Origin of the sequence: Okeania sp. SIO2C2, assembly GCF_010692625.1 — a bacterium.
Classification (GTDB): domain Bacteria; phylum Cyanobacteriota; class Cyanobacteriia; order Cyanobacteriales; family Microcoleaceae; genus Okeania; species Okeania hirsuta.
Genome location: NZ_JAAHGM010000014.1, coordinates 80,709 through 99,572, shown reverse-complemented (window position 1 = coordinate 99,572; position 18,864 = coordinate 80,709). Strand labels below are relative to the sequence as shown.

General features: G+C 36.3%; 18 protein-coding genes. 8 read left to right on the top strand and 10 right to left on the bottom strand.

Annotated elements, in window-relative coordinates:
* The first annotated feature begins 534 nt into the window (after window positions 1-534).
* The 4 genes from F6K18_RS14110 to F6K18_RS14095 all read left to right on the top strand — a co-directional run bounded on the left by F6K18_RS14110 (window position 535) and on the right by F6K18_RS14095 (window position 4,227).
* Window positions 535-1,473: a response regulator gene (locus F6K18_RS14110; RefSeq protein ID WP_287521676.1), complete on the top strand. Its 939-nt coding sequence runs from the start codon at window positions 535-537 to the stop codon at window positions 1,471-1,473.
* Between the two features lie 199 nt (window positions 1,474-1,672).
* Window positions 1,673-2,374, top strand: a complete 702-nt coding sequence (gene ubiE / locus F6K18_RS14105) for a bifunctional demethylmenaquinone methyltransferase/2-methoxy-6-polyprenyl-1,4-benzoquinol methylase UbiE (protein ID WP_287521674.1) — start codon at window positions 1,673-1,675, stop codon at window positions 2,372-2,374.
* Between the two features lie 72 nt (window positions 2,375-2,446).
* Complete coding sequence (locus F6K18_RS14100) at window positions 2,447-3,673, top strand: DUF445 domain-containing protein (protein ID WP_124145081.1); 1,227 nt, start codon at window positions 2,447-2,449, stop codon at window positions 3,671-3,673.
* Between the two features lie 257 nt (window positions 3,674-3,930).
* Window positions 3,931-4,227: a DUF3493 domain-containing protein gene (locus F6K18_RS14095; protein ID WP_287521671.1), complete on the top strand. Its 297-nt coding sequence runs from the start codon at window positions 3,931-3,933 to the stop codon at window positions 4,225-4,227.
* Window positions 4,228-4,749: 522 nt separating this feature from the next.
* Here the strand turns inward: F6K18_RS14095 and F6K18_RS14090 are convergent.
* The 3 genes from F6K18_RS14090 to F6K18_RS14080 form a co-directional block, all read right to left on the bottom strand.
* On the bottom strand, window positions 4,750-4,980 hold the full coding sequence (locus F6K18_RS14090; RefSeq protein ID WP_192901126.1) for a hypothetical protein: 231 nt from the start codon (window positions 4,978-4,980) through the stop codon (window positions 4,750-4,752).
* A 230-nt stretch (window positions 4,981-5,210) separates the two neighbouring features.
* Window positions 5,211-6,101 (bottom strand): hypothetical protein, encoded by an 891-nt coding sequence (locus F6K18_RS14085; RefSeq protein WP_287521669.1) that lies wholly within the window; start codon window positions 6,099-6,101, stop codon window positions 5,211-5,213.
* Window positions 6,094-6,300, bottom strand: a complete 207-nt coding sequence (locus tag F6K18_RS14080; RefSeq protein ID WP_287521667.1) for a hypothetical protein — start codon at window positions 6,298-6,300, stop codon at window positions 6,094-6,096. Before F6K18_RS14080 ends, F6K18_RS14085 begins: the two co-directional genes overlap by 8 nt.
* A 164-nt stretch (window positions 6,301-6,464) precedes the next feature.
* On the opposite strand from F6K18_RS14080, the gene F6K18_RS14075 reads away from it, so the two are divergent.
* Genes F6K18_RS14075 through F6K18_RS14060 form a run of 4 tightly spaced genes read left to right on the top strand, consistent with a single transcriptional unit; the run spans window position 6,465 to window position 7,349 of the window.
* Window positions 6,465-6,638, top strand: coding sequence for a hypothetical protein (locus tag F6K18_RS14075; protein ID WP_287521664.1), 174 nt, complete (start codon window positions 6,465-6,467; stop codon window positions 6,636-6,638).
* Between the two features lie 42 nt (window positions 6,639-6,680).
* Window positions 6,681-6,926, top strand: a complete 246-nt coding sequence (locus F6K18_RS14070) for a hypothetical protein (protein ID WP_287521661.1) — start codon at window positions 6,681-6,683, stop codon at window positions 6,924-6,926.
* The gene (locus F6K18_RS14065) at window positions 6,895-7,125 is read left to right on the top strand and encodes a hypothetical protein (protein ID WP_287521659.1); all 231 of its coding nucleotides are present in this window, start codon (window positions 6,895-6,897) and stop codon (window positions 7,123-7,125) included. The genes F6K18_RS14070 and F6K18_RS14065 overlap by 32 nt, the downstream gene beginning before the upstream one ends.
* The gene (locus tag F6K18_RS14060; protein ID WP_287521657.1) at window positions 7,110-7,349 is read left to right on the top strand and encodes a hypothetical protein; all 240 of its coding nucleotides are present in this window, start codon (window positions 7,110-7,112) and stop codon (window positions 7,347-7,349) included. Before F6K18_RS14065 ends, F6K18_RS14060 begins: the two co-directional genes overlap by 16 nt.
* Before the next feature lie 168 nt (window positions 7,350-7,517).
* On the opposite strand, the gene infB is transcribed toward F6K18_RS14060, so the two are convergent.
* The 7 genes from infB to F6K18_RS14025 form a co-directional block, all read right to left on the bottom strand.
* Window positions 7,518-10,637 (bottom strand): translation initiation factor IF-2, encoded by a 3,120-nt coding sequence (gene infB / locus F6K18_RS14055; RefSeq protein WP_287521654.1) that lies wholly within the window; start codon window positions 10,635-10,637, stop codon window positions 7,518-7,520.
* A gap of 714 nt (window positions 10,638-11,351) precedes the next feature.
* Window positions 11,352-11,615, bottom strand: a complete 264-nt coding sequence (locus tag F6K18_RS14050) for a YlxR family protein (RefSeq protein WP_124145084.1) — start codon at window positions 11,613-11,615, stop codon at window positions 11,352-11,354.
* Window positions 11,616-12,631: 1,016 nt separating this feature from the next.
* Complete coding sequence (gene nusA, locus F6K18_RS14045) at window positions 12,632-13,960, bottom strand: transcription termination factor NusA (RefSeq protein WP_287521651.1); 1,329 nt, start codon at window positions 13,958-13,960, stop codon at window positions 12,632-12,634.
* 215 nt (window positions 13,961-14,175) lie between these two features.
* Window positions 14,176-14,334 (bottom strand): hypothetical protein, encoded by a 159-nt coding sequence (locus tag F6K18_RS14040; RefSeq protein WP_287521649.1) that lies wholly within the window; start codon window positions 14,332-14,334, stop codon window positions 14,176-14,178.
* Window positions 14,335-14,341: 7 nt separating this feature from the next.
* A complete protein-coding gene (rimP, locus tag F6K18_RS14035; protein ID WP_124145086.1) occupies window positions 14,342-14,803 on the bottom strand; it encodes a ribosome maturation factor RimP in 462 nt (153 codons plus the stop codon).
* A gap of 488 nt (window positions 14,804-15,291) precedes the next feature.
* Window positions 15,292-16,740: a hypothetical protein gene (locus tag F6K18_RS14030; protein WP_287521648.1), complete on the bottom strand. Its 1,449-nt coding sequence runs from the start codon at window positions 16,738-16,740 to the stop codon at window positions 15,292-15,294.
* A 547-nt stretch (window positions 16,741-17,287) separates the two neighbouring features.
* The gene (locus tag F6K18_RS14025; RefSeq protein WP_287521647.1) at window positions 17,288-18,676 is read right to left on the bottom strand and encodes a malic enzyme-like NAD(P)-binding protein; all 1,389 of its coding nucleotides are present in this window, start codon (window positions 18,674-18,676) and stop codon (window positions 17,288-17,290) included.
* Window positions 18,677-18,864 lie beyond the last annotated feature (188 nt).

Below are 18,864 nucleotides of genomic sequence, written 5' to 3'. Positions count from 1 at the left end.
ATAAGTTAATTTATTTCTGAGATATAACACCAAAAATCAAGTGGAATAATTTTTGGCTATACAAGGTTTCGGTTGAATATTGACAACTTCTAAGATAGATAGTTGTTAGATGATACCAATTCACATTTAAAGTTTGTGACATCTTTAAAATGTGAAATAATTTCCTGCTTCTGAACCTATAAAATCTTACTTTTGACTTTTGACTTTTGACTTTTGACTTCCGTGAAACGGTATAAAGTAGTATTTCATGGATAATGCCTATTCCCAAAACAACACCACAATCTGTTAATATTATGGCACTTGGTGGACATTAAACAAATTGCTTCTAATGAGAGTTGGGCTTTTCTTATGCCTGGCCTAGTGTAAGACTGGATAAGATAATAAAATTAACAGGAAACTCTTAAGCATCCAATCACATCAGCTTTCCGTTTAACCTATCCTTGGCATCAATAAGTATTAAAAGTTTGGGGAAGATGTCGAAAATTGAATTAGTATTATGTTATTTTTGGGTTACAATTGCGGAGGTTTGTTTTAATGGAAGCAATTCCTCAACAGTTAGATAGCATAAAAAGCCAACTGATGAGCTTAACTAGAAGAAAAAAGCCTAAAATGCTAGTGGTAGATGATGAACCAGATAACTTGGACTTGCTCTACCGTACCTTCAGACGAGATTTTAGCGTACTAAAAGCTGAAAGTGGTATTCAGGCTTTGGAAATTTTGGCATCAGAGGGAGAGGTGGCTGTCATTATCTCCGATCAACGAATGCCAGAAATGAAGGGTACAGAATTTTTAAGTAAAACATTGCCCCAATTTCCTAATACTATCAGAATTATTCTCACAGGATTTACTGATATTGAAGATTTGGTGGAAGCAATTAATTCTGGACAAGTACATAAGTATATTACTAAGCCTTGGAACCCCAATGAACTAAAAGGAGTTGTACAAAAGGCAGCACATACTTATGAACTTTTGAATCAACGTACTGAAGAATTGCTAAAAGCTCAAAATCAATTGGAATTGTTGAGCAATGTGGTTAATATATCTCAAAATTCTGACAGAATAGAGCAAGCTTTAGAGGAAATTGCATCTGTCTACAGAGAGGCTTTTTCTTCTGATGTATGTATTTTGCAATTGATTGAGGATAATGCTCTAACTTCGATTCAAGGAGTTAGTAGTAATTTGGGTAAGGTGGACAATTGGTTGGCTAACGATCCTCTGGCAATTGAAGCGATCGCTTCTCAAAAGTTACAAGTTGTGATGGATGTATCAGAAGATATTGAGCTTTCTAATGTGGCAAATTATCAAATTTCAGGAATAAAGACTCATATTGTCATTCCAATTTCCTATCGGCAAAAACTTGTGGCCTTGATATCCTTACAATGGCAACAACCAAGCAAAATACGTCCAGAAGAACTTGATACAATTAATATCTGTACTCAACTACTGGCATTGGCTTTGAATAGTTTTGCATAGCTTCAGGCATACTATAAGCTTTACTTATAAAAATTAGGTAGGCCAAATATTTGTATTCCCATAAATTTATGTTCCTAGCTCCGCTTCTCTCTAACGACCCTATAAAGTGGAACACATAATCTCTATACTTAGCATAGCTGCCTCCTACCATTCAGCAAAAGTATCTATCAACTTACTATAAAAATGAAAACTACTACTTATGATTAATAATTCCACAGAAGTTCAGGCCATATTTAACAGAATTGCCCCAGTTTATGACCAACTTAATGATGCACTAAGTCTGGGACTACATAAAATCTGGAAGCAAATGGCTGTAATGTGGAGTGAAGCTAATGATGGCAATACCTGCTTGGATTTATGTTGTGGTAGTGGAGATTTGGCTTGGATGCTGGCCAAATGTGCGGGTAGTCAAGGTATAGTGTATGGAGTAGATTTTTCTGTACAACAATTGGCGATCGCTCGTAACCGCAAATCAACTTTATTTGGTCAGGTTAGTCCTATTAATTGGGTAGAAGCAGATGCCTTGAATTTACCCTTTGCAGATAATTATTTCGATTGTGCTACAATGGGATATGGTTTGCGTAATGTCTTGGATATTCCTCATTGTTTACAAGAGTTATATCGAGTCCTCAAGCCCAATTCTAAGGCAGCCATTCTCGATATGCACCGTCCTAGTGCTTCTTTAGTAAGAAGTTTTCAACAGTGGTATCTGGATAAAGTAGTAGTTCCTGTGGCTCGTAATTTGGAGCTAACTCAGGAATACGCCTATATTAGTCCAAGTCTGACAAAATTTCCCACTGGGGGAGAGCAAGTACTAATAGCACATAAAGCCGGATTTGTCAATGCAAAACATTACCCTATTGCTGGGGGTATGATGGGAATATTAGTAATTACAAAATAATTTTTCAACTGATAATCTTATATATAATTGTTATTAGTCTTGTCAAAAGTAGATAGTCTGAAATAATTAAAGTTGTCTAATATCTGGCTTTATTTTGTACCACCAATCGCAGGTGGAATTATTGGGTATTTCACTAATGATATAGCGATTAAAATGCTATTTCGCCCTTATCGTCCTTACTATGCTTTTGGGCAAAAGCTACCCTTTACTCCTGGATTAATTCCTGCGAACCAAGAACGTTTAGCAAAGCGAGTTGCTGATACTATAATGGGTTCTTTGTTAACTCCTTCAGAGTTGCAGAATTTAGCACGTCGTTTGTTGCAAACGGAGCGAATGGAGGCAGCTATTCTTTGGCTGTTACAAATGTCTTTAGAACAATTTAAAATCGATACAAGTAAGAAAACTGCTAAAATTCTAGCAAATATTCTACGGGATCTATTAGGTCAATCTTTACCAAGACTTCTCAAAGTTTGGGCAAAAAAAGAAGATTTTTTGGAAGCTCAACTCAACCAAATTTTTGACCAAGTCTTGCTAGAGTTTCAACTAACAGAAATGCAGGCAACTCAACTATCAGATTGGTTGCTTAAAATTGTACTACCACCAGATATATTAAGGCAGACTTTAATTGATTTTCTCACAGATCAAAATATTTCAATTATTGATGAAGATTTTCGCGAAAAAGCTAGTGGTACTTATTGGGTAGTAGCTAATTTGTTTGGGTTGCGTAATACTTTGATTAGATTAAGAACTTTCTGTTTAGATGATAAAGAATTAACTAATCAGCGTTTAAAAGAATTAATCAGAGCATTAGGTGTTAGAGAAAGAATTCAGGAATGGTTACAAAATCTTTCCATGCAAAATTTACCTGTTTCTACGGTACGCCAGTTAAGAAATACAATGGGTGATAGTGTACGTCTATACTTGCAAGAACGTGGTGCTGATTTAATTCAAGGTTTAAGTTTATCTATAGATTGGGAGCATATTGCCGATTTAATTATTAATCGCTTACAAGCTTCATCAATAATGAATAGTTCTCTAGAGTTGGTGAGTCAAGAATTAGCTTTGGTTTTAGAACGCTATTTAGAACGGGATTTAGAAAATATTGTGGCTCAAGCAATTCCAATTTTAAACATTGACCAAGTAATTATTGACCGTGTTAAGGGTACTTCTCCTGAAGAATTGGAAGTTGCTGTTAATGTAATTGTCAAAAATGAGTTGCAAGCTATTGTTAATTTGGGGGGTGTTTTAGGTGTTGTGGTTGGTTTATTTCAGACAATATTGTTGTTGCTACAAAGGTAAGTTCAAAATTATTGTTAATGTTTTTAATATATAGGTTTTTATTAATTGAATAAGTTGTAAATATTTGGCTGGAATTAATTTATTTTTGTAAATATTAACTACTAATTATGAACTAAGTAGTTAGGCACGAAAAAACCAAAGTATGTAATGAACAGTAAAGTTGCTCAAAAACTTCTTCTATTCCGTTTCCTGCCTGATCGTCACTATAATTTTTAATACTGACCTACTTACTTCTTCAAGTTTGTATCTAAAATACTATGTCAACTCCACACTCAAATAATAATTCCTCTCAAACTAAACTTAGCCCAGAAAAATATGCTCGCCTCAAAGGTGAACTGGATGCACCTTATCGAGGACTACGGCAATTTATATATATAGCTTTCGGAGCTTCTGGTTTCACCGGAGCTTTTATTTTTTTAGCAAAAATTATTGCCGGCCAAAATATTGCTTCTACTTTACCTAATTTTGCTTTACAAGTCGGAATTGTCATCCTGATGATTTTCCTATTTCGTTTGGAGCAAAAGGCCAGTAATCGGTCCTCTTCGTCTAAGTAACAAAAGTTTAAATTTTGTAATGTGGATATATATTTGGCCATAAAAATACAAAAAAATAAATAAAATATTACGAAATCCTTGATCCCTGTCAAGTTGTTGTTAAATAGTAAATGACTATAAATTGAGGTCAGCTAAAAATAAAGACCTTAAATATTTAAGTGGGGTCAGCTAAGATAAAGGCCCTAAATCTAAATCTAAATATAAAAAACCCTTTTTAAAAGCAAAACGCCTACTTCTAAATATATTAGGATTAGGCGTTTTGTAATTTGAGTTGTTTTCAGAATTATGGTATAGCAGAAGTGAAGAAGGAAAAATCTTACGTTGTCTGAGTTTTAAGCTTTTGATTTGTCCTAGCCTTTCCTTAGACTGCTATAGAACTAGAATACTTTTTGTGATGGTATAAGATAAAGTTAAATCTTACTATCTGTTTCCTGTCTGTAAGAGCAATGAAACCTTGTCTCTTATCAAGTAGAAAACTACTGTAAAAAATGAACAAGAAGATTTGTAATATAGACAACTGTTTTAATAAGCTAGTGTTTCTAAAGTTTCCCGTAAATATATACTAACTTGCCGATCTAAGGATATATTTTGCTGCTGACCTTCATTAATCTTACGCTCTAATTGCCATCTCTGAAAACCTGAACTTACAGCGATCGCTTGCTTCAAACTATCCCACATTCTAGATTCTGATTCATTTTTTGTAATTACTTTGGCTGAATTATTATTCCAAGAGGTAACATTAAATTTATTCATAATACTTACCTGAGTTAGTGATAAAGTTACTGAGATTTACAGCTTCTACTTCTTTAAAGATAGCTCACTATTCATAAACCAGGTATTAGTATGACTATATATGTCATCAAATCTTGACTTGTAGATATCATCTTTGGCATTGCTGAATCAAGTTATGAAAATAAAAACTGAAGAATCTCAAATATTTGTCATTCAATAGTTTACTGGACAGTACAAAGTTTTTGTATTCATCAAACAGTTGGTTTCATGTGACAAAATGCTCCAGATTCGACCGTCTCATGAATGGCGATCGAGTAGTTAAGAATTTTGTCACTCAGTAGACCCGATGTACTTTTAGCTAAAATACGCTTCCTCTGTTCGGCGAGTGTCAGTAGAACGATCTGTTCACTCGGATAACCATTGCAGGGTAGAGTACGAAACCAATGAGGAAAGTCCTTCCATATTGTCATGGGCATCTCTAAACTAACCAGTTGTAAAACAGCTAGGGCCATAGCAAGTATGAGTACAAACCTCTCCATTGCTTCGACTTTTGTTTGAACTTGTTGCTGATGTTTCTTTGGATATCGACTGAGAATTAAGTCTTTCGGCCACCCCTGAGTCGGGGTCATATCTTTGATCCAAAACCGATAGCTAAAACCAGACAATAGTTGAATTAAATTGCGGAAAGTGACTTCAATCTGAAAAAGCCAACTGTAAGCGGTTAAAATCTCTGTTGCGGATAGAGTGACATCAGTTGAAAGTAGAATTATTTGTTTGCCCTCCGGCCACACAGCGAGTACAAAGCGCACCCTTTGAAGGGGGCAATCCCAATGCAAATCTATGGCGCGATATCTGAGTGTCACCATCTTACCGTAAAGTAGTAGAGTTTCTTTCGTGAAGCAGTCTTTCTCGTCAAACAAATCGCGCAATTTGACTGATTTACCCCAGATGCGAGGTCTGCCACGACTGCGTTTGAGCGGTGGTGTTGGTAAAGGATGTTTGCCGAGTGGACTGATTCGTACTCTTGTAATTAATCGGAGATTGTGCTTCCTCAACTCTTCAATCAACTCTTTAGAGGCAAAGTAAGCATCAAGGATAATATAGCTACCAGCATCGATAAGTTCTACGCACAAACTAGACATTCGCTCTACTATTTACTATTGTAGTTTCATCATTCTCAGTCGTTTTGATACCATCTTGCCACCCCAAAGTCACAGGAACCGCTTTCAAACAAGAGCCTGCTTCTAACAGTAAAGTGAGCACTCCAAAATAATGACCTCGTATCCACTCTAACTTGGTCACGTTTTCTGATTCATTGTGTAGTTTTTTCACCGCAGGCATTTTTTTTCCTTCCTTACCGACTTTAATACCATCCCCTACATAAACTGCTTGACCTCTAAGACGATGGACTTTTGGGTGAGTAATTAACCATTCATATAGAATCCGGTTATTATTATATAGTGTATGTATATGTATGTGAGTAGGGATGAGCAGGCATTAAAGTAATGGGAAAGCGTTTAAGTATCAAAGAGCATATTTCTGTGCAAGAAATGGAGAAGCTCTATGGAGGCGCTAGGGATGTGGTAGAACGCTCTCAGTGGCAGATTATCTGGCTTTTGGCCAAAGCCTTGAAGAGTGAAGAAGTAGCTATAGTGACAGGGTATGGCTGGCAATGGTAAGAAGCGCTCGCCCAAGGGTTCAACTTTGGAGGACCAGCAGCAATGGGAGATGGTCGTCATCAGAATCCAGGAGCCAAGCCCTTGCTAGATGAACAGCAGCAAGCTCTACTTGTGCAAGCTTTAGAAGGAGAACCCCCAGGTGGAGGTAGATGGAGTGGCCCGAAAGTAGGGGTCTGGATGAGTGAGTTGCTCGGAGGTCCTGTGTCTTCCCAGGGAGGATGGGAAGATCTACGAGGGCTAGAATACGCTCATCAAAGTGCCTCGCCCCGCTCATGCTTTAGCTTCTGAGTTGGAACAGCAAGAATGGAAAAAAAAACTCCAACAGCGACTTCAGGAATTAGAAATCAAACTAGGTAAATCTGTACGACTGTGGACTATGGATGAACATCGTATAGGACTTAAGCCTGTAATTCGTCGAGATTGGTTCCCTTGGTGGGAAGTACCTATAGCACCAGTTTACTGGCGATTTGAATGGTGCTGGGTGTAGGTGCGAGAGTTGAACCTAGTAGTGGCCAGAGTGAATGGTGGCTGTTTGACAGAGTGGAAACACAAATAATGAGTCTGATTCTTGAAGCTTTTGCCCTACCCGAGGGAATCGATCAGGAGCATCCAGCATTACTGGTACTTGATAGAGCCGGATGGCAGATTACAAATAACTTAGAAATCCCAGGGGGTCTGTTTTTAGAGTTCCTACCTGCTCCCGCCTCCTGAACTACAGCCTGCCGAGAGGCTGTGGCCATTACTAGCTGTTAAATTGCCAAAATTCGATCGTCAAACTTTGTATTTCTTGTTATAGCTCCTTTCGGTGGAAGTTCAAATCATAGAAAAAACCGGAGAGTAACAAAAGAGGGATATTACTTCTGCCTGATAATGAGTATTTTAAATAGACAGTTTCCGGCGCTTAGTTACCATTTGGTAGCCTTCAACTATATCACCTTCAGCCCAATCACTAAAGTTGTCTAAGCTAATGCCACATTCATAACCTGCGTTGACTTCTTTTACATCATCCTTGATACGCCTTAGTGAGTCCAGTACACCTTGGTGAATAACTTCTCCTTTGCGACGTATTCGCACCTTACAATTACGGATAACTTTGCCAGAAAGCACATAGCAACCTGCAACAGCACCACGATTAATCGTAAACACAGCACGTACTTCTACTTCACCTAACGGTTCCTCTACTAGCTCAGGGTCTAATAGACCTTCCATTGCCCCTTGAACATCATCCAACAGTTTGTATATGACGTTGTACTCCCGCACATCTACTCCTGCCGCATCCGCTGCTTGACGTGCTCCTGATGCCATCGTTGTATTAAAGCCAATAATCACAGCTTCACTAGCAGCTGCTAAGTCAATATCTGTTTCTGTCACTTCTCCAGCTCCAGAGAATAAAAGCCTTAGTTGGACTTCTTTTTGAGGTAGTTGTCGCAGAGCTGCAACAATAGCCTCAACAGAACCTTGAACATCTGCTTTTAGTATCAAGTTTAGTTCTTTGAGGTCTCCTGCTTGGGCACGAGCTGAAACAGCACCAAGAGTTGTCCTACGCATAATCCGAGATTCTCTTTGAGCATCTGCTCTATCTGTAGCAATTGATGAAGCATCTTTTTCATTTTCAAATACATCAAACTCATCACCAGCTTGAGGCACGTCTCTGAGACCAAGAACTTCTACTGCAAAAGATGGACTTGCTTTTTCCACCCGGTCGCCTCGGTCATCAATCATTGCCCGCACTTTTCCGTAGACAGAGCCAGCAACTACAATATCTCCCACTTTCAAAGTCCCATTTTGTACTAACAAACTAGCTACTGGTCCTCTAGCTTTATCTAAGTGAGCTTCAATTATGGTGCCTTTGGCCAAACGTTCTGGGTTGGCTTGCAAGTCTTCTACCTCGGACACTAAAAGAATCATTTCTAGTAAGCTATCCAGATTCTGTTTCTTGATCGCACTAACTGGAACCATAATAGCATCACCACCCCATTCTTCAGGAACTAAGCCATGTTCCATCAATTCTTGCTTAACACGATCTGGGTTTGCTTCTTCCTTATCAACCTTGTTAATTGCTACTATAAGTGGTACTCCTGCAGCTTTCGCATGGCTGATAGCTTCTATCGTCTGTGGTTGTACCCCATCATCTGCTGCCACAACTAGCACTGCGACATCTGTAACTCTTGTTCCTCTAGCTCGCATTGCAGTGAAAGCTTCGTGACCAGGAGTATCTAAGAATACTACTTGTTGCATCTTACCTTCATGTTCAACATCAACATGATAGGCTCCAATATGTTGAGTAATACCGCCTGCTTCTCCTGCTGCTACTTTAGTTGCACGGATTGAGTCTAGAAGACTGGTTTTTCCATGATCGACGTGCCCCATAATTGTTACTACTGGTGGACGACGTTCCAGTTTTTCTAGATCGGCATCTTCTAGCATTTCAGTGGTTTTCTTCGCTGCTGATTCTTCTTCTAGGGCTTCTACAGGAATTCCTTCTTCTTCTGCTACCATTTCTATGGTGGCAATATCTAAGCTTTCTGTAATATTGACTGCTATACCTTTCATAAACAGTCTTTTAATAATCTCTGTTTCTGATACTGCCAAAGCTGTTGCTAATTCTTGAACTGTCATGCTCGAATTAATTACTAGCTTTTCTACAGGTTGAGCTTCAACAGATTGATTTTGTTCAGCAATTTCAGACTTGACAGGTTGCTGTGATTTACTAGATTTCTTTTTGATGCTGGGAGCGTTGTTACCAGAATTGGATTTAGTTTTGCCAGGACTACTGTTTGGTTTTGGTGGGCGAGCTAAAGATAAGCTCATTGTCACTGGTTCTGGCTTATTTAAAAGTTCTTCTAAATCTTCATCATCTTCTTCTAGGAGTGGTTTTGGACGAAGACGTTTAGCTTTTGCACTAGCTTTAGCATTTTTCTGAGCAATTTCGCTTGAATCTTCTTCTTCTTCTTCCCAAGTTGGACCTTTCTTTAATTTTGCAGATGGAGGCTTACTTGGAGATATTATTTTTCTTCTTGGTTTTTCTACCTCATTATAATCTAATTCTATTACTTTTTCTTCTGGCTCTTTTTCTTCTGTTATATCTAAATCAATATCTGTATCTTTTGGAGAATCAACTGATATTTTTAGTCTCGGTTTTGGTGCAAGTTGAGGTTTTTGTAATTCTTGAACTTGCTTTGGTTTAACCGTAGATCTATCTCGATGTTTTTGCTTTGACTGACTTGAAGTTTCAGGGCTGAGAATAGGTGGTCTTACACTTTCTTTTTGAGAAGTATCTTTGTTTTCCTTTTTATTAACAATTGCAGGCTTTTGAGAAGGTTTTTCTTCTCTATCTTTTCTTTTTTTACCTTCCTGCTTTGTTTTTTTATTTTTTTGATTAGGCTTTGTTATGGAGGGACTTTGTAGATTTCGATTTATGCTAGGAGGTGCTGGTCTTACAGGTGGTCTTACTAACTGGGGAACTTCTGTGACAGTTTTTTCTAATGATCTGTCTGGAGCTATATCTGTAGACTTTTTATCTACTGCTGATACAGATTTACCTTTTTCTCCCTCTAGCTTTAGGGACAGGTTTGGCCTTGGTTTACTGAGAGGTTGAATTTGCCGATCTAATGCTTCCGGTGCTGGAGGTTTTGGAGGAGTTGCCACTAATTGAACGTTATTATTATGGGTTTGGGTTTGATTTTTGAGTTTAGTTCTTTCTTCTAATGGTTTTGGTCTTGGTTTGCGTATTTCTAATATCTGCTGTTTTTTACCCTCGTTATGATTGAAAGTTGACTCTTGATTTTGAGAGTTACTTTTTTCTGGAACAGCAGACCTACTGGGAGAGTGGGGTAAGCTTTCTGCTGTTTTGCGGATTAGTTCTGCTTCTGGTTCTGTAATAGTACTGCTGTGACTCTTCACAGATATGTTGAGCTGTTCACAAACTGCTAGTATATCTTTGTTATCCAAATTCAATTCCTTTGATAATTCGTAAATTCTTACTTTTCCGTTGTTCATCCACTCTACCCTCTCTTTTACAAATCTATAATTTTACATTGTTATAATGTTTATTTAACGACTACACTACAATCATACTAGCTTTAGGCTCAGTTTAGCTACTTAAAAGCTTTTTTTTTATTTTCACTGCTTTCAGTTTATGAATTGTTTAGCTACTGTCTCGATTAAGTTTATATTTTACTTAAAACCCATCACTATTTAGATTGGAGAAATGAGTATTTCAGAGTAGTTCCCTGAAAGTCTACTTGCTCCATTTATTAACTAGACTTGATTTTTTGGTATAGGTTAAAAATTATACATAATAAGTTAAAGTTTTAAGCAATTTTATTGATTGCAATTTCACAATTTCAGTTTGTTATTTTTTATACATATAATCTTTGTGGTACTTGAGTCAAGGGTTTGACTTTTATAGATATATTGATTTCAATCATAGTTTAAGTTTCCTAAGACATTTATTGTCCTCGGAATATCTATCTATCTTAGCAGGATTTATAATTTTTCTGCGGTCTCAATGCTGTCTTAAGCTGTTCAGCTATCTAAAATTAAAATGCACCATAGCTCAGTAACTTATAGGTATATATTAATTTAGAAATGAAATATCTAACTGCTAGAGAAGATACACAAAATTAGTTGTGGTATTCGATTTATTTAGTAATTCAGAGTTAATTTGTGGATAATGCAAATCTTATTCTGTTGTACAACTATTTTCAGCGATCATTTTTTGGATGAAGAATTTTTCAATCTTTGCCATAATGCTTGATATATTTCTGGTGATACATGGGTTTTAAGTGAACGGCTTAATTTATTCTTTTTACGAGCAATTTGAAAACATTCTGTTTGTGGACAAATGTAAGCTGAACGTCCTTCTCCTTCATCTAATCTAATGGTAGAAGATTTTTTAATACGAATAACTCGCCAAAAATCTTCTTTAGGAGCAAGTTTTTTACAGCTAACACACCGACGGTAATTTGGCTTCATTTTTACTTTTTCGTTGATTAAAACTTTACTCAATTACTTTTTGTTTTTTTCAAAACAAATTGGCAAATATTAACCAATATATTTATAGATATTTTCCCTAATGTTTTTACTTAAAATTTTGATTTTCTCATACTTCAAAATTCCAATTAAAGTTATAAAAATCATTCACTTTACTCTTCATTAAATCCCATTGATTAATTAAAAATAATGACATTGTGCTGAAAACCTCTAATTTTGATATCTGCCAATAAATTATTGCACAAATTAATACTAAGAGTAGCTACTTTTATCAATCTAAAGTCAACAGTTTATCTGAATAAAAGCTTTCAATTATTTAATTCTATGATAGTAGATTAAATGAATTGTAATCATAACGGTTTGCGGATAAATTAATTATGAAAATTGGTACAATACCAATTTTCATTATGAATGCTATAGCAGTCGAAGGAAAGGGGGCGGACATATCAAAAGTTTAAAACTCAGATAACGAAGATTTTTCGGCCTTTAGGTCTTTTCTTCTTCCTTCTGCTATACAAACAATCAAAGTGAAGTAAGAACTTTACCCATAATGTATTAAAGAGCTAAAAATCAAGCCTCATTCCAAGAAATGCTTAAGACCTAACCTCGGTAACTACTGATTACTATCAACATTAAGTATTTGTAACAAACAAACATTGATCGCGCCTGGTATAGCAAAATCCAGATAACTTCTTAATTAGCAATAGTTAACAACTTACACCAATTTTATGTTATGTTGCACAAAATGAGGTTTTAGGTTTTATACCAATTTTATGTTATGTTGCACAGAATTATGAAATTTATTAATTCGTCTGTCTTAATCTATAGTCAACTCTGATTAAAATATTATTCTATGCAACTTCATATTAATTTTGTTTACAGTTTTATTTTTTTAATGCCATACAACTCTATGAATACTTGCTTTTTTTAAGTTGCAAACCGATATGATTTTGATTGTAAATAATTAACTCTATCTCTGAAATTATAATCTTTAATATTTAAGTTAATTCCACAGGATATTCAGTTTCATCAACTTCAGAATAATTATCTGGATCGTCAAAATCTGTATTTTCTAACTCTAATTCCTCAGTATTGTTTTCTTCTTGTTCAGCTTCTTCTTGTTCAGCTTCTTCTTGTTCAGCTAATGCTTGCCGATGAGAAACTTCAACTGCAATTTTGCTATCTTCTTCAGCATGATCGTATTTATAAGTGTCCTTAATATCAATTTTCCAGCCAGTGAGGCGAGCGGCCAGACGCACATTTTGTCCTTCCTTACCTATAGCCAAACTAAGTTGATCCTCAGATACCAAAATATGTGCTCTCCTTTCCTCTGGATCTATTAAACGAACTTCGTCTACTCTAGCTGGACTAAGGGAATTGGCAATATAAGTTGCAGGATCTGGAGACCAGCGAATCACATCTATTTTTTCTCCCCTCAGTTCATTCACAACTACCTGAATTCTCGATCCCCTCGCACCAATGCACGCTCCGACAGGATCTACATCTCTTTCTAGAGTATCAACTGCAATTTTAGTCCTCGGGCCAACATATCGGGATGGCGGATTTGCTTCCCTGGCTACTGCTACAATTCTCACTATCTCATCTTCTATTTCTGGGACTTCATTGGCAAATAAATAAACCACTAAACCAGCATCAGCTCTGGATACAAGTAACTGAGGCCCACGAGTTGAGCCTTCACATACTCGCTTGAGATAAACTTTGAATGTGGCATTAGCACGGTAGTTATCGTTGGGTAATTGTTCTCTCTTAGGTAGTTCAGCTTCTACTTCTGGTCTACCAAAACCACTACTTGCAGATAAGATAATTGATTGTCTTTCAAATCTTAGGACTTTTGCTTGAAGAACTTCGCCTTCTAAATCTTGAAATTCTTCTTGAATCATCTTGCGCTGCTGATCCCGTAGTTTTTGAGCTAATACTTGTTTGGTCTGGATAGCGGCCATACGACCAAATTCATTTTGTTCTGGTGTGACATCTAAGAATACGGTATCATTTAACTGGGCCTCTGGAGCTACTTCTATAACTTCTTTCAGAGCTATGTGGTGGTCTTGATTAGTTACTTCTTCAACAATGGTTTTAGTGGCCAATACTCGAAATCCTTCTTCTTCTACATCCAACTCTACTTCAAAGTTGTCAAAGTAATCATCTGTGAAATGAATTCCATCTAGACGTTGAGTGCGTCGGTAGCGTTCATATCCTTTTAGTAAAGCTTCACGTAAAGCAGCTTGAACTGCTTGTTTTGGTAAATTGCGCTCTTTACTAATACCTTCGATCATATCTTTAAGTCCAGGCAAATTAACCATTGACATAATTTTTATCCTCTATTATTTTTCTAAGTTTTTGTACTATGAGGCGAGTTTTTTTTTCATCCTTGTGAGATTAGGATATTTATTATTTGGGTATTCAAGTGAAGTATTTTTTGTTTTTTCGAGAGCTTAAACTTTGAGAATTGAAAAAACAAGAAAAGAAGAACAAGTACAGATAAAAGCTTCAGCCTTTTTATACTGAAAAAAAGTGCAACTTTTTAAGCTTGAGCTACCAAAAAGTTAGGATTTTGGGCAGACAAGGGTAGAAAAATCAAGGGAAAATTATTCCGACTACCTCCTCTATAATTCCAATTTATTCTGACTCCTGAGGACTTACTCCTGACTCCTACCCTTAACAAAAGACTAGTGAAGCGCAAACCCTAATTACCTTCCTTCCTGTAATTCAACAGTCATAATTAGAGAGCGTGGAATAGTTACTTGTCGTCCTTTTTGGTTAATGTAAATTGCTGTTTGATCGCGACCAACCAGTTGCCCTATCCACTGATTTTTACCTTTATAGGGTTCGGAAGTATTAACCGTAACGCTAAACCCTTTAAAGGCAATGAAATCTCGGTCATTATCCAAAAATTTAGAAATACCAGGACTGGATATTTCTAGTAAATATGGTTCAGAAATAATATTTGCTGCGTCTAGTGATTCTTCTATGGCATAGCTCATACGTTCACAATCATCTAAACCTGTGTCTTGATGAAAGTTCCGAATGTCCAAACGCAGCACTGGAGGATGCTGATTTGTATGAAATACTGCTCCTACTAATTCCAATCCTAGGGACTCGGCAATAGGGGTAGCAAAATTGATGATTTGTGGTATTAATGGATGACTCATAGGACAAATGCAACAAAAAAAGTGGGCTTCACCCACTCCCCGTTAACAATTGTTAACATTAACTTAAATCCTTTACAGATTATACAAATTTTGCTTAGACGAGGCTTTCTTGATTTTGCCTTGTCGAATAGCAACAACTGCTTTGTTAACTTTAAATTCTATTTCCTGCAAGAGTTATGATATTTTTTCATTACTCATTTTACAAGTTGAGAATTGGGATAGGTTTTCCCTACTAAATTAGCTCTATTAAACTATTAATTCATTAGTATATCATATTTTTTGTTGAGAAGCAAGTTAATTTTTTCTCCGATTGCAATTAACTTTTTATACCATTTCACTTTAAGGATGTCACAAATAGTTTCAAAGTTATCATGTCAAATAATACGTTTCAATACTTTAAACGTCAAAGTTTTCTGTCTATTAAATCTTACTTTTAACTTTTGACTTTTAACTTTTGACTTTTGACTTTTGACTTCCGTGAAACGGTATTAGCTTATATTATTTTGGGGTTGATTAGCTTTAAGCTGTAGTTGTCTGGTTTGTTCTAGAATTTTTTCGACATCTTCCTCGCTCATTCGCATCACATAGTTAATTTTTACTTCTTCAAGAAAAGCTGATGCTAAGGATTGAAGTTCTTCTAATGTGTGTTCTTGTTGTAATTCTGTACTTAGTGCTTTACCGAAGTTTTGAACTAGCTGGTTAGATAATTTTGTTCCTACTGGATCTGCCATTGCTATTTTAATTGTTTCATAAGCATTTTGGGGTCCTTCGGTAGCAATATTGGATAATTCTTTAATTAATCTTTCTGATAGTTGGTTTGCTAAATTTTCAGCTCCTGGTATTTGCTGAAATCTATGAAAAACTGGTAATTCTTCAATTATTTTTTCTACATTGTAACGAATTAGAGCTTCTATATCTGCTTGTAATTGAGGTATTACTTTGCAGACAGTTACTTGCACTAATCTAGTAGCGATCGCTTCGATTTCATTAATGTTATTTAGATCGATATAAGTTTTTTGTTGAGAGGAAAATATTTGCTTTGCTAATTCTCCTGTTTTGACATCTTTTTGCACTTGATTAATTACTTGTATTATTACTACTTCTGTTAGTTCTTGAGCAATAGAAGCAAGAAAACCTCGACTAGCTTGTGCCCTAATTGTTTCTAGGTCTATAATTTGAGCATCATTGAGGCGAATTGTTAGAGAAATTATCCGTAAAAACTGTAGAAATGGTAATAGTAGAAAAATATCGTACCAACGCCAGAGCATCGCTTCTGGCCAATTCACGCTAGGATAACGACGACTAATTAAAAATGTTCTGCCTAGAAATTCAATACCAAATATAATTATAAATGGTAGGTCGATTATGCCAAAATAATCAGCTAGTCCTCCACTTTCACCGATGCCACGATAATAGTTTTTAGCAATTAATGGTTTGATTTCTGTTTCAAACCATTCCAGTTCTTCAATCCATCCATTTTTTGTTAAGTATTCTTGACTCCAGAAGGTTTGAAATGATTCTTTTGCAGAATCTTCTGAATTAGGAATTCTATCCCTTATTCTATTTTTTATTTTTTCTAAAGAGCCACTTTTGTGGGCAACTGCGAAAGGATTTTGATCGATCATTTCTATGCTAAGTTCTCGTAATTCTGCCAACTCTTCTTGTACTATTAAAGAATCAGCACCTTGAGGTATTTTCGTTTCCAGTTCTTCCAAATGATCTAAGTATTTTTCTGTATCTCTATTAGATTCAATTCCCTTTATTGGGTCGTATCTTTTTGTGAGCATTGGGATTTGCTCAAAATAAAAATCACGAAAGGTAATATAGCTGATGTTAAATAGCACTAGAATAAAATTTACTAGGGCTAAAAATGCCATCATTCTTTCAAATATTGGAACTTTACGAGTTTTCCGACGAATCTTTTTTGTAGTTACCATTGATGATTTGATTTATTTATTTTGATATATAGCAAGCAATAAACAGGTAGGTTAGGGCATAGAGTGATGATGAGATGAATCGAAATAAGGGGAAATGTTTTTCCCACTGTTCCCTGTTATATTTTATATTTTTTCAGATTGGGATAGGTTTGAAACTGTTCTACAATATTTAATTTTTTGATAAATCACACTTTATATCAAGGGTGGAAAAAGAATGTTATGAATAATCAGAGCAGTTAAAAGACTTGACAGGAGATGTCCTTTGGAATACAAAGATAAATTCTGACCTAGTAAATGGTATCAAAGCTATTCATTCTGTACGTCGCCAATCCGACGGTTCCCCTACCACTGATTCCTCAAAAATAACCTAGTTATTTGCAGCAAATATTGATCAAATTGGTACTACTATTGGTAACTTTCTGAAAAAAAATAATCAAAAAAAATTCAAGAAAAAATGAGACCCTGGGGTCTCACTACTCACTATTTGGCACAGATAGCGATATGTTTAGTTCTTAAAGATATTTATATTTTAAAAATCCAAAAGCTTTTAAATGCTTACTCCTTCTTGGCGAGCAGCATGGGCAACTGCTCCTGCTACAGCAGTAGCTACCCTAGTATCAAAGACCGAAGGAATAATATGTTCTCTGTCTAGATCTGAAGCTTTGACTAATGAGGCGATCGCTCTAGCAGCTTCTAAATACATTGTAGATGTTAGAGTAGTGGCTCGACAGTCTAAAGCACCGCGAAATATACCGGGAAATGCCAAAACATTATTAATTTGATTTGGGTAATCACTGCGACCTGTGGCCATGACTGCCACATCCCCTGTAATTAATTCTGGTTGTATTTCCGGAATAGGATTAGCCATAGCAAATACTATAGGGTCTTTAGCCATAGAGCGGACCATTTCTGGAGTAACAACCCCTGGAGCACTCACACCTAAAAATACATCAGCGTCTACTAAAGCATCTGCTAGAGTACCTGAAGACTCAACAGCAAATTCTTGTTTTTCTGGGTTTAAACCTGTACGACCTTTTGATACTATACCTTTAGAGTCACATAACCAGATTGTCTTAGTTCCTGCTTTGCGTAACAAACGAGCGATCGCTATTCCTGCAGCACCAGCTCCATTAATTACAATACGAATATCTTCTATAGATTTTTTGACCAACTTTAAAGCATTAATCAATGCAGCTAAACTAACTATTGCAGTACCGTGTTGGTCATCATGAAATACTGGAATGTCTAATATTTGGCGTAGTTTGGCTTCTATTTCAAAACAACGGGGGGCAGCAATATCTTCTAAGTTTACTCCTCCAAATACAGGAGCAATATTTTTAACTGTTTCGATAATAGCATCAGTGTCTTGAGTAGCGAGACAGACCGGAAAAGCATCTACTCCAGCAAATTCTTTAAATAGCATTGCCTTACCTTCCATTACTGGTAAAGCTCCTCCTGGGCCTAAATTACCTAATCCTAAAACTGCACTACCATCTGTAACAATGGCAACTGTATTTTGTTTAATAGTGAGTTTATAGATTTGTTCGGGGTCTTCTGCAATTGCTTTAGATATTCTGCCTACTCCTGGGGTATAGGCCATTGATAGGTCAGATTGAGACTTTAATGGTATCTTACCTTGAACTGTTATTTTACCACCACGATGTAAATTGAAGGTGCGGTCGTAGACATCAACTACTTTTATTTCTGTTAATGCTTTAACCGCTTGGACGATTTTCTCCGAATGTTCGGTACTATAGGCATCGACTGTAATTTCTCTGAGTGTAATTTGGCGACTTTGCTCTAGTAAGTTAATGTGGCCTATATTGCCTCCTTCTGATGCGATGGCTTGGGTAACGCTGGCCAACATTCCGGTGTGGTTAGGAGTTTCGAGGCGAATTGTTAGACTAAATGAAGGATTAGGTGTTAGTTCTACCATGTTAGGTTTGTTCTAAGTTTTGAGTTCTAGATTTTAGTGTCATCGTAGTTAATATTAAGTTTTCAATGAGCATTTCTAGGCTTTAGGAAGGAATTTCTTTATGTCTTAGTTTTTTAATAGTTTTTTGGCAAGGGAAGAGGGAAAAAGGAGGACTCCATAGAAAAAAATACTACTCTTATTCTGTATTG

Coding starts and splice junctions, on each gene's coding strand:
- F6K18_RS14090 (WP_192901126.1), bottom strand. CDS start 4,980: ATGAATAAATTTAATGTTACCTCTTGGAATAATAATTCAGCCAAAGTA.
- F6K18_RS14050 (WP_124145084.1), bottom strand. CDS start 11,615: ATGAAGCCAAATTACCGTCGGTGTGTTAGCTGTAAAAAACTTGCTCCT.
- ubiE (WP_287521674.1), top strand. CDS start 1,673: ATGATTAATAATTCCACAGAAGTTCAGGCCATATTTAACAGAATTGCC.
- rimP (WP_124145086.1), bottom strand. CDS start 14,803: ATGAGTCATCCATTAATACCACAAATCATCAATTTTGCTACCCCTATT.
- F6K18_RS14025 (WP_287521647.1), bottom strand. CDS start 18,676: ATGGTAGAACTAACACCTAATCCTTCATTTAGTCTAACAATTCGCCTC.
- F6K18_RS14070 (WP_287521661.1), top strand. CDS start 6,681: ATGGGAGATGGTCGTCATCAGAATCCAGGAGCCAAGCCCTTGCTAGAT.
- nusA (WP_287521651.1), bottom strand. CDS start 13,960: ATGTCAATGGTTAATTTGCCTGGACTTAAAGATATGATCGAAGGTATT.
- infB (WP_287521654.1), bottom strand. CDS start 10,637: ATGAACAACGGAAAAGTAAGAATTTACGAATTATCAAAGGAATTGAAT.
- F6K18_RS14080 (WP_287521667.1), bottom strand. CDS start 6,300: ATGCCTGCGGTGAAAAAACTACACAATGAATCAGAAAACGTGACCAAG.
- F6K18_RS14085 (WP_287521669.1), bottom strand. CDS start 6,101: ATGTCTAGTTTGTGCGTAGAACTTATCGATGCTGGTAGCTATATTATC.
- F6K18_RS14110 (WP_287521676.1), top strand. CDS start 535: ATGGAAGCAATTCCTCAACAGTTAGATAGCATAAAAAGCCAACTGATG.
- F6K18_RS14095 (WP_287521671.1), top strand. CDS start 3,931: ATGTCAACTCCACACTCAAATAATAATTCCTCTCAAACTAAACTTAGC.
- F6K18_RS14075 (WP_287521664.1), top strand. CDS start 6,465: ATGGGAAAGCGTTTAAGTATCAAAGAGCATATTTCTGTGCAAGAAATG.
- F6K18_RS14030 (WP_287521648.1), bottom strand. CDS start 16,740: ATGGTAACTACAAAAAAGATTCGTCGGAAAACTCGTAAAGTTCCAATA.
- F6K18_RS14060 (WP_287521657.1), top strand. CDS start 7,110: ATGGTGCTGGGTGTAGGTGCGAGAGTTGAACCTAGTAGTGGCCAGAGT.